The following is a 13,128-nucleotide window of genomic DNA, read 5'->3' as shown; positions in this document are numbered from 1 at the left end:
CCATGGATCCTGTCTTGTTACTGCAGATGCTGGCAGCCGCGGTTATTGCTGTTGTCGTTTATACCGCTATCGGTGTTGCGCCGGGCACCGATGAAACCGCTGTGTTGGCGCCGGTGGTATTGGCTCTTGTGGTCGCAGGTATTCCGCTACCTGTCGTATTGTCCTTTTTCATGGCAGCGATCGTTGCCAAGAAGCTCACGGATTCCATTCCTGTTTCGGTGGCCGGTATACCGGGTGGGGTAATGTCAGCCCCCATGGTCGAACACGCGCTGATTCTAAAGCGCGAAGGCCATGCCACTCTGGCCATCCGGAAGATGGCCTCCGGCTCGGTGATTGGTACACTCGTTGCGATACCCATCAGCCTGTTTCTCGCCTTTTTATTGACCCCTCTAGCCGACGTGCTGGGCCAATACGCCAGTCAGATATTTTTCGGTGGAGCTGTATTTCTTGCTCTCATGAGCAAGGAGAAAGTCATCAGCTTGATCAGTATCGTGCTGCTGGCGGCACTCATCCAAGGATTAAGACATCTGTACTGGGGGATGGGTGTCATTCCAGAAGGGCAGGTCGTATTCATCTCCTTTTTCCTGGGCATCACGATCGGCCCGATGATGTTCAATCTGGCGCAGCTGACGGTCAACAGCGAACGCCAGAAAATGGTCGAGACCGAGCCCAAGCAAATCCAGATTTACGGTAATGATGAGAAAGGGCGACTACCTAACCCTTTTCGCATACTGACGCGTCAGGAATCCGTTTCAGCAGCCGCAAGTTCTGTGCTTGGCTCTGTCACCTTTTTCATGAGTCCGGTTGGCATCACCATCTTTCTGGGTGAAGTAATGTCGAGCTGGGTGAAGGGCACCGTCAACAAGGCCAGTCGTGCGCTTTCCTCGATGGATGCGGTCACCAATGCCTCCTACATCGCGGGTATTCTGATTCCCCTGGCGGCGCTGGGCATTCCGATGAGCCCCATGGCAATTGGTCCGGGTAATGCCTTCTTCAACGCGCCGCCGGTGCTTACCCTGGAGCAGAATGCCCATCACCTGATGAGCTTTTCTGAAATCAGCATCGCCAGCATTCTCGGCGCCGGTGTCGCGTTACTGATTACCTATCCGATCGCGGTGCGGTACGCGCGGCGTATCTGCATCTTTGTCTTCAAGCACATCCCTCATGAGGCATTTCTGGCGATGTTTTTCTCGCTGGTCATGCTGCTCGCCTATATGGATGCCGGTGTCATGGGCATTCTGGGTGTGATGGTGCTGGCGCTGATGGCGGGCCTGCTCAACCGCTGGGGCGTCAACTATGGCGTGCAGTTCATGACGCTTTATGCCGCGCCCTGGCTTTTAGGGCTGCTCGCTTGATCCGCTTGTAAATGCCTGATGCATACGCGGGTCCTGTGAGCCGCATGCGTCAGGCACCTTTGCTTGTTCAACCTCAATCGATTAGAGGTACTATTCATGGCACACAGCACATCACGAATTCCCGGGTTCTATCAGCTTCCACCCAGTGAGAGGCTGGAGAAAGTAATAGAAATAGCCGGGCTGGGGAGCGAGGTTCGCACGCATTTCTCCGATACGGGCAACATTACGTCAGCAACTGCCGATGCCATGATCGAGAATGTCATCGGTACGCTGAACCTGCCAATTGGGGTTGCCACCAACTTGATCATCGATGACGAGGAGCAACTGGTGCCCATGGCGACGGAGGAGTCCTCTGTGGTGGCAGCGGTGTGTAATGCAGCCAGGCAGTGTCGTGGTTCGGGCGGCTTTCATACCGACACGTCCGCGCCCATCATGATTGCGCAGGTGCAGTTGCTGGATGTTCCCAACCCCGAGTTTGCCCGGCTTCGGCTGCTTTCCGAGTTCGAGCAGGTAAAAAGTATTTGTGATGCAACCGACCCTGTACTTCTGCAGCATGGGGGTGGCTTTCGCGACCTGGAAGTGCGCGTTCTCGACAACATGCTGATCGTGCATCTGCTGGTGGATGTGCGTGACGCCATGGGCGCCAACGCCGTCAACTCGATGGCGGAGGCGGTCGCTCCTTCGTTTGCACAGTGGAGTGGTGGCCGCAGTTGCCTGCGTATCCTGTCCAATCTTGCCGATCGTCGCATTGCGCGTGCGCGTGCTACCTGGACGCTTGAAGACCTTGGCGGTGAGTCGGTGCGTGACGGCATGCTCAACGCATATCGCTTCGCAGACCAGGACCCCTACCGGGCCGCTACTCACAACAAAGGCATCATGAACGGGGTGAGCGCCGTCGTACTGGCTACGGGGAACGACACGCGTGCGGTGGAAGCGGGCGCCCATGCGTATGCCGCGCGTACCGGGCGCTACCGTTCCTTGACACATTGGGAAGCGGACAGCGAAGGAAACCTGACCGGCACCCTGGAAATGCCCATGCCGGTAGGCCTGGTAGGCGGCGCTACTCGCTCGCATCCCAGTGCTCGGCACTGCCTGGATATTCTGGGCGTGAAAACGGCGGATCGGCTGGCGCGCATTATCGTCGCGGTGGGCCTGGCACAAAACTTTGCGGCCATGAAGGCGCTCGCGACCACAGGTATCCAGAAAGGGCATATGGCCCTGCACGCCAAGAACATCGCGGTGATGGCCGGGGCAGAAAACGAGGAAGTCGATCGGATAGCGGCACTACTCGTGGACGGTGGCAAGGTGCGTGTCGACATTGCCCAGCAACTGCTCGAGCAGCTTCGTAACGGATAAGGAGACGACATGGCCCTGCCATCCTCTGTGCGTCTGGTCGAAGTGGGCCCACGCGACGGTCTGCAGAACGAAAAAGAGCTTGTGCCTACCCAGGTGAAGCTTGAGTTCATCAAGCGTTTGGCTGACGCGGGTTGTACTCATATCGAGGCGGCGAGTTTTGTGTCGCCTCGTTGGGTGCCGCAAATGGCTGACCATCGTGAGGTGATGCAAGGCGTCGAGCGGCGGCCCGGCGTTATCTATTCAGCTCTGACACCTAACCTGAAAGGGTTGGAGGCGGCCATCGAGTGTGGTGTTGAGGAGGTGGCCGTCTTTGGTGCGGCGAGCGAGGCCTTTTCACAAAAGAACATCAACTGCTCTATCGCTGAATCGCTCGAGCGCTTTGAGCCCGTGGTACTGCAGGCGCGTCAAGCCGGGCTGCGCGTACGAGGGTATGTTTCCTGCGTGCTTGGCTGCCCCTACGAGGGCGACGTCGAGCCTGCACAGGTGGCGTGGGTTGCGAAGGCGCTGTACCAGATGGGCTGCCATGAAGTATCGCTTGGCGATACGATCGGGACTGGAACGCCATCGAAGGCCAAGCACATGCTGGAGGCCGTGGCCGCCAAGGTACCGATCAACAATCTGGCCGCTCACTTTCATGATACGTATGGCCAGGCACTGGCCAATCTCTACGCTGTGCTGGAAGAGGGCGTAAGTGTCATTGATAGTTCGGTCGCCGGCTTGGGGGGCTGCCCCTACGCCAAAGGGGCCTCAGGCAATGTGGCTAGCGAGGATGTCGTGTATATGCTTGACGGCTTGGGTATCACGTCAGGCATTGATTTGAAGATGCTGGCCAGAACGGGGCGCTGGATCACGCAAGCAATCAATGCACCCAACCGTTCACGCGCAGGCACGGCGTTGACGGCGGGGGAGTAGACGGGAGATTCCAGCCTGGCGGTCTTTGATCTTTCCCCCCGTTCGGGCGTTGCTCGGGTGAGTGGTCTACTCTTAATCCGATGTGCGACAGGATGCGTTCGCATTGACCAAGGATGAAAGCAGCGACAACGACCTGACATATGGAGACCGCATGGCACTGACTTCCCCTCTGCGTTATACCCCGGACGTTGAAACACCCCTGGATGACGAACAGGACATCATCGATTCGCTCAAGGATACCTTTGGCACCATTTTAGAGCGTACAGCGGATGATTACGCGCACGCCGTGCGTAGCGTACATGCCAAGGCACACGGCATTTTGAAGGGCACGTTACGGGTGGAGCCGGGGCTTTCTGATGAACTGGCCCAGGGGCTTTTCGCTCAGCCCGGCGAATACGAGGCCATCCTGCGCCTTTCCACCAATGCCGGCGATATACTGCCTGATGCCATTTCGCTGCCCCGGGGCTTGGCGTTGAAGGTGGTCGAAGTGGAAGGGGAGCGTCTGCCCGGGTCGGAAGGGCGCAATCAAGATTTCATCATGCTCAATGCCCCGGTCTTCCAGGCACCGGATGCCAAGAAGTTTCTGGCCAGTGTCAAGATGCTGGCCAAGACCACGGATCGGCTAGAGGGCACCAAGGTGGTGGCCTCCAAGACGATGCAGGGCGTAAACAAGGCGCTCGAGAAAGTGGACATCGACAGCCCCACCGTTAAATCCCTGGGTGGCGCGTCCAACATAGACCCACTGGGTGAAACCTATTACAGCGTGACCGCCTTTCGCTACGGCGACTACATGGCTAAATTCATGCTCCGGCCCGTAAGCGATGAGTTGAAGGCGCTAAGCGGACGTACGATCGATATCGACGGGCGCCGGGATGCAATACGGGAAGACGTACGCGGTGAGATGACGCATCGAGAGGGTGAATGGGAGTTCTGTGTTCAGCTTTGCCGAGATCTTGAAAAGCAGCCGATCGAAGACGCAACGGTGGAATGGGAAGAAGCGCTCGCGCCGTTTTACCGCGTGGCGACCCTGCATGTTCCACCTCAGGATAGCTGGCAGGCCGAGAAGGTGCGTCAGGTAGAAGACAAAATGCGCTTTAGTGTCTGGACGGGTATCACCGACCACCAGCCGCTTGGAAATATCAACCGGGTACGTCAGCAGACCTACCGGCATTCGGCTGATTTTCGTGCAAGCTTCAATGCCTGCCCGTACCATGAACCGTCGAACAGCTCCCGATAGATGCGGCGCACGCCAGTATTATTGGCCCTCGAGCGTACCGGTCGCCGTATCAGCGCTTGAGGGCCACACTGGCCGCTATTTGTAACCCTTTCCTTACGCCCAGGAAGCCACGCTGATGTGCATGCCCCTGTTTCTTTTTAACCGTGTCGTCCTGAAATCCCTGCCTTGGGTGGTAGCGCTGTTACCGGTTACCGTATTTGCTCAGGACGCCCATATCGGCAGCGTGCGCACCGAGTTTCGCATGCTGGGGCCGAACAATACCATCGAAGTGGAGCGCTTTGACGACCCCAAGGTGCAGGGTATTTCCTGCTATCTCTCCTACTCCAGAATCGGCGGGCTTTCGGGAGCGGTGGGGCTGGCCGAAGAGGCCAGCGAGGCGAGCGTGGCCTGCCGGCAGACGGGGGCGATCATCTTTGACCCCGCCGAAGTATCCGAGCAGGAAGTGGTGTTTTCCCAGCGTCGATCTGCGCTGTTCAAGAACCTGCGCGTGGTGCGTATGCATGACGCGCAGGCGCAAACCTTCGTTTACCTCACTTACAGCACCAAACTCGTCGAGGGGTCACCGAAAAATGCCATTACGGCGGTTCATTACGGTGTGCTGACACCCGCTGAATAGCGTTCGCGCGTAATTATCGGTCTCTTCCTTCAGCGCGCCCTGCCAAACGCCTGGGCCCAGTAGGTCAGATAACGCGACTGCGTGTTATCGGCCTTGGCCATGCCCATTTCAGTAAATGCATCGAGCATGATATTGCGACAGTGGCTCGGGCTCTCCAGCCAGGCGATGACGACGCTGGAGGAGGTGCGCTGTCCTGCGGCAATATTTTCACCCAATGCACGCCAGGCATAACCCGATGCTTCGGCACGATTTTGAATCTTCGAGCCGTCCAGGCCGGTGTGGCTGAAGTATTCGTTTTCGGCCATGGTCTTGGCATGGCCTTCGGCAGCCACTTCCAACTGACAGTTCCAGCTCAGCGATGCCGCAGGGGGAAAGTATTCAGTACCGCACTGTCGCGCCTGGCTGCGCGCTTCGTTGACCAGTCTCAGCATTTCCTGCTGCTGACTGGTAAGTTCACAGTGGTTGACAGCGTTGGCGTTTTGAAAGAAATCTGTCGCCCAGACGCTATCGAGCCCGGAAAGCAGAAGTACAGCCACGCTTGAGAGCACCCATTTCGAGGCGCGCGCCGCAGGCTTGAAAAATCCGGTTTTCTTTGAGTTTCTTGTGTTCACGTATCTGCCCCTCATGTCAGGCAACGCAACAAGCTGAGTGGTTATCATCGAAGCGCCGATTCGAAATGGAGCCATCTAATGCTTTTTTGTTAGATAAATTATTTCGGTCTTCGGGAAAGAGCTGATAACTTGTTTGTCGTAACAGGCTGTTTTGTCTGCTGTTGAGGCGAAGATTACTTTTTTAGTGTTTTTATTTTCAAATGGTTTATTGAAAGTTTTTGTTTCGATCAGTAATTGTTTAATTAAAAAATATGAGGATAGAAAACGAAAGTATTATGAAGCAGGCGCGGGGAGGTTGAATAAGTTTTATATTCAACGATATAGGGCTATTCGACGCGGATCGAACAAGGCGCTGATTTGTAGCGCAATGTTAAAGATGTCATCGCGGGTATTACCCAGAAGCAGTCAGCGTGAGGCGCAAAAGCCCGCTATCGACGGTGTCAATGAGCGGGCTGTGCTTTAGCGGATGTTGAAAGAACTTATTGTCGGCAGGAAAACTTGGAAATCTGTTCGTGCGGGCGGATACGCGAACGTAAAACTGACAAGGAGTTGCCATTTCCACGCTCGGTGGCCCTCGGCGGATAAGTTGCCCCTGAGGAGCGATGCGTTTGATTGGTTGGCGCGGCCAGGCGCCTTTGTGGGTGGCAGGTCGCAGAAAGGCGGGGAGCCGGTACGATGGCTACCCGTGACGCTTGTGCCGCTCGATGAGCTGCTTTTCCAGCGCTTCGACGCTTCGCTGATAACTGGCACGTTCGCCAGCGCTGATAAACCCTTGCTCGCGGGCGAGTTCGTGCACACTCCGCTCCAGTTCATTCAGCTCGTCAAGATACGCCTGGCGCTCAGTGCCGCTCAAGGGCTCTTGCGGTTCGATCCTGGCGCGCAGGTCTTTCGTATGTTCGTTGACCCATGTTTGCTCGCGCTGGTTGACTTGCAGGCCGTTATCGGTGGTGTAGCCTTCCCAGCCTGAATTTTTCAACAGCTCCCAGAGCGCTTCTTCGGGGCGGTAATTGCCCCTTACTGCTGGCGCCTGGGAGTTGGAAAGGCGCGCCCAGTCGGCATCGATAAAACAGCCTGAATGCTGGGCAAGGTGCTGAAGGGCAATATCCATGCGTTGAGCGGGAAAAGCGTAGTCCATGGCAACGTATTGACAGGTCGCATGAACAGGCGATGCAAGAAGGGTAGCCAGTATAAGAGCTGCCGTGTAATGACGTTTCATGATGAGTCTCGGGCGGGGTATAACTCAAGGAGGTCGGGAGTATTCCGCGTCACCGCTTGACAGGCAAGGGGTTAATGCTTGGGAGGCTGATGCTGATTGCCAATTGTTGTACTGACAACCACCGGGGGGTGGAGTATAGCTTGTCACCGTTGTGAGTAACGATGTTCATTAAAGAGAGAAGTAAGCTATCTAATTATACTCACTTTACGAGTTGAACAAGTCTGGTGCATATAGATTGCTTGAGCATAAGAAAGCCCGGGCGAGCCATTCTGGTCACCCGGGCTTTAATGAGCCAGGTCACTCACTTGTTCAGGCCGCTATCGATGCGCACAGGCTGGCACAGTGATAACAGGCTTGAGCACACGCCTGACAATGCTCGGCTTCATGCTGACTGCACTCGTCGCCGCACTTCTGACAGATATCTGCACACAATTGACCAATATCCTGAGCATATTCACTATCCTGGGCCATGAAGGAGGCGGCCAATCGGCAAATCTGAGCGCACTGCATATCCAGTCGCACGCATTCAGCCATTTTCTCGAGGTCAGGTTCCTGCAGGCAAGACGTGGCACAGTTGTCACAATAGGTCGCACATATATGGCAGGCCTCGATACACTCTTTGAGCTTCTGTAGGCTCATGGCAGATCACTTCCTGTAAACGGTGTGTTTCAAGCTAGATGATCTTACAAGCAAAGAAATAGCTGTCTACTTTGTAAGTTGATTAATAGTAGAGTTTCATTGGATAGCTTGCCTGATATGAGCGCTATCTTTAATCTTCTTTAAAAAAGGCTTGAAAACAGTTTTTAAGACAGCTTTTAAAACAGTCTTTAAAACAGTCTTTAAAACAATCGAACCATAAAGAGTGTTTAAATCGATCGCTTGATCAGACACGCTGAAGTGAGATCGTGAATATTATTGAGCCCCAGCAGGCCCAGGGTTCTGTCTGTTTCACCGCGCAGCAGGTTCAGCGCATGCTCGGCCCCGGCCTGTCCACCTGCCGCCAGGCCATAGAGCGTGGCTCTGCCCAGCCATACGGCATCGGCGCCAAGTGCCAGCGCCTTGATGATATCGGTACCGCGGCGAAAGCCGCTATCCACAAACAGATGGCAGCGTTCGCCCACGCTGGCTTTCACTTCTGCAAGGGTATCCATCGGCGAGAGCGAGTGATTGAGCTGTCGCCCGCCGTGGTTCGAGAGCACGATACCGTCAACGCCCAGATGCGCCGCCTGCTCGGCTTCCTCGGGCGCCAGAATTCCCTTGATGATGATCTTGCCCGGCCACAAGTCCCGCAGCCAGGCAATATCGTCCCAGTTGAGCGAAGGGTCGAGTTGCTGGCCGATGATTTGTGATGCTCCCTGGGCACTACGTTTGCCCGGGGGGAGTAATTCATCCAGGTTCTTGAACGTAGGCAGGCCTTCGGGCAGCAGTACGTCCGTCATCCAGCGGGGCTTGGTCAGTAGATGCGCCAGGTTGGCGAAGGTGGGCTTCATGGGACGTCGGAAGTTGCGCACATCCCACTCCCGGTTGCCGTAAATGGCGCTATCGGTGGTGATGACAATGGCCTCGAACTGAGCGTTTTGGCAGCGCTTGATCAAGGATTTCACGAAGTCCCGGTCACGATAGAAGTAGAGCTGCATCCACGCCGTCAGGCCCTCGATGGCTTTTATATCCTCCATGGCCGTGGTGGAAACGTTGCTCAACACAAACGGGATACCTGCATCGCGCGCCGCGTAGGCAAGCTTTCGGTCGCCATCGTACGTCAGCATGCCGTTGAAACCCGTGGGACCAATGGCTAACGGCATGGCGTAGCGTTGGCCGAACAGGGTCGTGCTCAAATCCCGTGTGCCGACGCTGGTCAGCGTCTTGGGCAGAAACCGATATTCATCGAACACGCTCCGGTTATGGCGAAGCGTATGTTCGTCATCGCTGCCGCCATACACGTATTCAAATACGAAATTGGGCAGTCTTTTCTTGGCGATGCGTTCCAGATCCTGGATATTCAAGGCTTTTTTATAGTTCGAACCCGAGTAAAACTGGCGTTTCATGAAGTGTCACCTTCAACCAAAGTATAAGATCAGCAGGGCTTTTGTTTGTTTCGCCATACTACCATACTAGCTGTATCAGTTAAGGGTCTTACGCTTATCGGCTGGCTACGCTAAAACCAGCGACATGGCTATCACGCTGACAATGCTTCGACGGGATACACTGAAGGGTGAATCGCTTTGCAAGCGCCTTATGACATCCTTTGTCAGTTCATCGCTCATAAGAGGCTGACTCAGAATAAAGCGCTTTGTTGAAAGTGATTGTGACTGTCTTTTCGGTGAGCCGCCACAGGCTATGCAGCGCCCTCTACGGGAAATGTCTGATTCGCTTCCCGATCTAGTAAAGCGGTTTCCCGAGATGTTCGATACTCAGGAAACGGTATCCCTCATTGAGGAGGCAACTTCATGAAAATCGAACACGCTTACACCATTGTCACCTCGCCAGGGCGCAACTTCGTCACCCTGAAAATCGTCACCGATGAGGGTACCTACGGTATCGGGGACGCCACGCTCAACGGTCGGGAAATGGCGGTGGCCGCCTATCTTGACGAGCATGTGATTCCCGCGCTGATCGGCCGTGACCCACAGCGCATCGAGGATATCTGGCACTACTTGTATCGCGGGGCCTACTGGCGGCGCGGGCCGGTCACCATGAGCGCGATCGGCGCGGTGGATATGGCGCTTTGGGACATCAAGGCGAAGCTTGCCGGTATGCCGCTTTATCAGATGCTGGGCGGCAAGAGCCGGGAGCGCGTGATGGTGTACGGCCATGCCACCGGGCGTGATATCGAATCCTGCCTTGAAGAGGTGGCTCGTCATGTGGACGAAGGCTACAAGGCGGTGCGCGTTCAGGCCGGCGTGCCGGGTATTGCCAGTATCTACGGCGTGGCAAAAAAGGATGGCGAACCCTACGAGCCGGCAGACGCCGATCTGCCTGCCGAACACGTCTGGAACACCACCAAGTACCTGAACCACGTGCCCAAGCTGTTCGCCGCCGTGCGCGAACGCTTCGGCGACGACCTGCATATCCTGCACGACGTTCACCACCGCCTCACACCCATCGAGGCCGCCCGCCTGGGCAAGGAAGTCGAGCCTTACCATCTGTTCTGGCTCGAGGACTGCGTCCCGGCGGAAAACCAGGAAAGCTTCGGCCTCGTGCGCCAGCACACCACCACGCCGCTCGCGGTGGGGGAGGTGTTCAACAGCCTGTTCGATGCCAAGGCGCTGATCGAGAACCAGTGGATCGACTACATTCGCGCCACGCTTACCCACGCCGGGGGTATTACCCATGTGCGCCGTCTGGCGGATCTGGCGGGGCTTTACCACGTGCGCACAGGGTTCCACGGTCCGACGGATCTCTCGCCGGTCTGTCTGGGCGCGGCCATTCATTTCGATACCTGGGTGCCCAACTTCGGCATTCAGGAGTACATGCCGCACACTAGCACCACCAATGAGGTGTTCCCGCACGATTACCGTTTTGAAGACGGCCACTTCATCGTGGGTGAAACGCCGGGGCACGGTGTGGATATCGATGAAGAGCTTGCCAAGCAGTACCCCTACAAGCGTGCCAGCCTGCCGGTGAACCGGTTGGAAGACGGCACCCTCTGGCATTGGTGACCTAAAGAACGGGTAAGGAGTTTTAAAGCCATGAAAGCATTTCAGGTCAAGGCGCCCCACGACTACCAGGTCGCCGATATTGACGTACCCACCGCCGGGGCCGGTGAAGTGCTGGTACGCGTAGCGTTTGCCGGCATCTGCGGCTCCGACATGCACATCATTCACGGGGATAACGCCTTCGTGCGTTTTCCGCGTATCACCGGCCACGAGTTTGCCGGTGTAGTGGACGCCGTGGGCGAGGGCGTAGCTGAGGTGTCAGTGGGTGATCGCGTCTGCGTCGACCCGGTCATCAGCTGCGGCACCTGCTACCCCTGCCGGATCGGTCGCCCCAACGTGTGCAGTGCCCTGGAAGTGATCGGTGTGCACCGTAACGGCGGCTTCGAGGAATTCGTTTCCGTGCCGGCGACGAACGTGCATAAGCTGCCCGAACATATCGGCCTGGACGCCGCCGCCCTGGTGGAGCCTTACACCATCGCCGCCAACGTGTTGGATCGCATGCAGCCCCATCCCGGTGATCGACTCCTGATTCTGGGCGCCGGCGTGATTGGCATGACCATTCTGCAGATGGCCCGGGCTCTGGGTATCGAAGAGATCATCGTCACCGATGTCATCAATGAACGCCTGACAGCTGCCAAAGAGCTGGGGGCTACCCACGTTCTCAACAGCCGCGAACAGGATGTCGAAAAAGAAGTGCTGGCGCTGACCGAGGGTGAGGGCGTGCCGCTGATTGCCGACGCTGCCTGCGTGCCGGCACTGCTTCCCCAGATGCTGCGACTGGCGTCGCCCGCCGGGCGCATCGGCCTGCTGGGTTTCAGCGTTCAGCCAAGCGATCTGGTACAGCTTGAAGTGATCAAAAAAGAGCTGACTTTGGTCGGCTCGCGGCTCAATAATCGAAAGTTTCCGGAGGTGCTTGCGCTCATGGCAAGTGGCAAGCTGGACCCGTTGGCACTGGTCAGCCACCGGCTGCCCTTAAGCGACATGCCCGGCGCCATCGATATGCTCGATCACCGTCCTGAAGAAGCCCGTAAGGTACTGATTCAGATCGGTGTCTGAAGGTTAAACTGATTCACCACGCTATCTCACTAAAAACCAAGCGCGACTAACAAGCTACAACACATAGTGCAGGAGTGCTCAACATGATTAAAAAGCTATTAACCAGTGCCGTTCTTGGGACGGTTCTGTTCAGTGCCCAATCGGCGCTGGCCGCTGACTACACGCTGCGCTTTGGTCATCTGGCCAACGAGCAGAACATCTGGCACCAGGCCGCCGAGAAGTTCAAGGAAGAGGTCGAAGCCAACTCCGACGGGCGTATCGAAGTTCGTTTGTACCCCAGCGAGCAGTTGGGCAGCGAGATGGATGTGATCAACAGCATCCAGCTGGGCACTGCGGACATGACCATCACCGGTGAAAGCCTGCAGAACTGGGCGCCCAAGGCCGCCATGATGGCCGTACCTTACGCTTTCCGTGACTCCGAGCATCTGCACGATGCCGTCAGTGGCGAGATTGGCACCGAGATCGAAGAGCAGATCATCGAGCGTACCAACCTGGTACCGCTGGCCTGGTTCGAGCGCGGCGCCCGGGAGCTGACCTCCAACCGGCCCATCCGCACCCCGCAAGAACTCGATGGACTGCGTCTTCGCGTACCCAACGTGCCGCTGTTCGTGGATACCTGGCAGGCCATGGGTGCACGCCCCACGCCCATGGCGTTCAGCGAAGTGTTCACCGCGCTTCAGCAGAACACCCTGGAAGGTCAGGAAAACCCGCTTAGCCTGATCGAGAGCGCCAGCTTCAACGAGGTGCAGGACTACGTCAACATGACCGGTCACGTGCGTAGCTGGATCTACGTGGTGATTGGCCGCAACCAGCTGGAAAACATGCCCGAGGATCTGCAGCAGGTCGTGCGTGACGCCGCCGAGACCATGCAGGCTTATGAGTCCGAGCTGTTCGTCGAGGATCAGGAGCGTCTGGAGCAGGCGCTTGCCGAGCGTGGTATGGAATTCATCGAGGTCGATATCGATGCCTTTGCCGAAGCGGCTCGCCCGGCGGTCCTGGAAGCCCTGACGCCTGAACAGCGTGAGCTCTTCGACGCCATTCAAGACCTGTAAGACGGTAGGTAACGAGGATGGGCTGGCCGCGTGCCGGCCCATCTTCCATTTGCAAGTTCTG

Annotated in this window: 12 protein-coding genes; 8 read left to right on the top strand and 4 right to left on the bottom strand. The window is 56.7% G+C overall.

The genetic code is table 11. From position 1 onward, the window contains the following. Positions 1-2: 2 nt before the first annotated feature. The 5 genes from ACWF8S_RS10775 to ACWF8S_RS10755 all read left to right on the top strand — a co-directional run bounded on the left by ACWF8S_RS10775 (position 3) and on the right by ACWF8S_RS10755 (position 5,476). Positions 3-1,355, top strand: coding sequence for a tripartite tricarboxylate transporter permease (locus ACWF8S_RS10775; protein ID WP_447553318.1), 1,353 nt, complete (start codon positions 3-5; stop codon positions 1,353-1,355). Positions 1,356-1,451: 96 nt separating this feature from the next. Next, positions 1,452-2,711 carry a hydroxymethylglutaryl-CoA reductase, degradative gene (locus ACWF8S_RS10770; RefSeq protein WP_447553317.1) on the top strand — a complete coding sequence of 420 codons (1,260 nt, stop codon included), beginning with the start codon at positions 1,452-1,454 and terminating at the stop codon, positions 2,709-2,711. A gap of 9 nt (positions 2,712-2,720) precedes the next feature. Then, positions 2,721-3,623: a hydroxymethylglutaryl-CoA lyase gene (locus ACWF8S_RS10765; RefSeq protein WP_447553316.1), complete on the top strand. Its 903-nt coding sequence runs from the start codon at positions 2,721-2,723 to the stop codon at positions 3,621-3,623. Between the two features lie 151 nt (positions 3,624-3,774). Further along, positions 3,775-4,860, top strand: coding sequence for a catalase family protein (locus tag ACWF8S_RS10760; protein WP_447553315.1), 1,086 nt, complete (start codon positions 3,775-3,777; stop codon positions 4,858-4,860). A 115-nt stretch (positions 4,861-4,975) separates the two neighbouring features. After that, on the top strand, positions 4,976-5,476 hold the full coding sequence (locus tag ACWF8S_RS10755) for a CreA family protein (RefSeq protein ID WP_447553314.1): 501 nt from the start codon (positions 4,976-4,978) through the stop codon (positions 5,474-5,476). Positions 5,477-5,505: 29 nt separating this feature from the next. Here the strand turns inward: ACWF8S_RS10755 and ACWF8S_RS10750 are convergent, their stop codons facing one another. From ACWF8S_RS10750 to ACWF8S_RS10735, 4 genes are all read right to left on the bottom strand, one after another. Then, the gene (locus ACWF8S_RS10750; protein ID WP_447553313.1) at positions 5,506-6,012 is read right to left on the bottom strand and encodes a CAP domain-containing protein; all 507 of its coding nucleotides are present in this window, start codon (positions 6,010-6,012) and stop codon (positions 5,506-5,508) included. Positions 6,013-6,766: 754 nt separating this feature from the next. Next, positions 6,767-7,222, bottom strand: a complete 456-nt coding sequence (locus ACWF8S_RS10745; protein ID WP_447553312.1) for an STN domain-containing protein — start codon at positions 7,220-7,222, stop codon at positions 6,767-6,769. A 390-nt stretch (positions 7,223-7,612) separates the two neighbouring features. Then, on the bottom strand, positions 7,613-7,774 hold the full coding sequence (locus tag ACWF8S_RS10740; protein WP_447556585.1) for a four-helix bundle copper-binding protein: 162 nt from the start codon (positions 7,772-7,774) through the stop codon (positions 7,613-7,615). 395 nt (positions 7,775-8,169) lie between these two features. After that, on the bottom strand, positions 8,170-9,348 hold the full coding sequence (locus ACWF8S_RS10735; RefSeq protein ID WP_447553311.1) for an alpha-hydroxy acid oxidase: 1,179 nt from the start codon (positions 9,346-9,348) through the stop codon (positions 8,170-8,172). Between the two features lie 402 nt (positions 9,349-9,750). On the opposite strand from ACWF8S_RS10735, the gene manD reads away from it, so the two are divergent. The 3 genes from manD (at position 9,751) to ACWF8S_RS10720 (ending at position 13,067) form a co-directional block, all read left to right on the top strand. Next, the gene (gene manD, locus ACWF8S_RS10730) at positions 9,751-10,962 is read left to right on the top strand and encodes a D-mannonate dehydratase ManD (protein WP_447553310.1); all 1,212 of its coding nucleotides are present in this window, start codon (positions 9,751-9,753) and stop codon (positions 10,960-10,962) included. 30 nt (positions 10,963-10,992) lie between these two features. After that, entirely contained in the window at positions 10,993-12,015 is a 1,023-nt protein-coding gene (locus tag ACWF8S_RS10725; protein ID WP_447553309.1) for a Zn-dependent oxidoreductase, read from the top strand. Positions 12,016-12,098: 83 nt separating this feature from the next. After that, positions 12,099-13,067: a TRAP transporter substrate-binding protein gene (locus ACWF8S_RS10720; RefSeq protein ID WP_447553308.1), complete on the top strand. Its 969-nt coding sequence runs from the start codon at positions 12,099-12,101 to the stop codon at positions 13,065-13,067. Positions 13,068-13,128 lie beyond the last annotated feature (61 nt).

This window comes from Vreelandella xerophytica (assembly GCF_968048975.1).
The sequence above is the reverse complement of the archived record's forward strand: the minus strand, read 5'-3'. Positions and strand labels throughout refer to the sequence as shown.

What these genes read in the sequence shown, in the direction of transcription:
- ACWF8S_RS10775 (WP_447553318.1), top strand. Translation starts at nt 3, where the DNA reads ATGGATCCTGTCTTGTTACTGCAGATGCTGGCAGCCGCGGTTATTGCT.
- ACWF8S_RS10770 (WP_447553317.1), top strand. Translation starts at nt 1,452, where the DNA reads ATGGCACACAGCACATCACGAATTCCCGGGTTCTATCAGCTTCCACCC.
- ACWF8S_RS10765 (WP_447553316.1), top strand. Translation starts at nt 2,721, where the DNA reads ATGGCCCTGCCATCCTCTGTGCGTCTGGTCGAAGTGGGCCCACGCGAC.
- ACWF8S_RS10760 (WP_447553315.1), top strand. Translation starts at nt 3,775, where the DNA reads ATGGCACTGACTTCCCCTCTGCGTTATACCCCGGACGTTGAAACACCC.
- ACWF8S_RS10755 (WP_447553314.1), top strand. Translation starts at nt 4,976, where the DNA reads ATGTGCATGCCCCTGTTTCTTTTTAACCGTGTCGTCCTGAAATCCCTG.
- ACWF8S_RS10745 (WP_447553312.1), bottom strand. Translation starts at nt 7,222, where the DNA reads ATGGACTACGCTTTTCCCGCTCAACGCATGGATATTGCCCTTCAGCAC.
- ACWF8S_RS10740 (WP_447556585.1), bottom strand. Translation starts at nt 7,774, where the DNA reads ATGGCCCAGGATAGTGAATATGCTCAGGATATTGGTCAATTGTGTGCA.
- ACWF8S_RS10735 (WP_447553311.1), bottom strand. Translation starts at nt 9,348, where the DNA reads ATGAAACGCCAGTTTTACTCGGGTTCGAACTATAAAAAAGCCTTGAAT.
- manD (WP_447553310.1), top strand. Translation starts at nt 9,751, where the DNA reads ATGAAAATCGAACACGCTTACACCATTGTCACCTCGCCAGGGCGCAAC.
- ACWF8S_RS10725 (WP_447553309.1), top strand. Translation starts at nt 10,993, where the DNA reads ATGAAAGCATTTCAGGTCAAGGCGCCCCACGACTACCAGGTCGCCGAT.
- ACWF8S_RS10720 (WP_447553308.1), top strand. Translation starts at nt 12,099, where the DNA reads ATGATTAAAAAGCTATTAACCAGTGCCGTTCTTGGGACGGTTCTGTTC.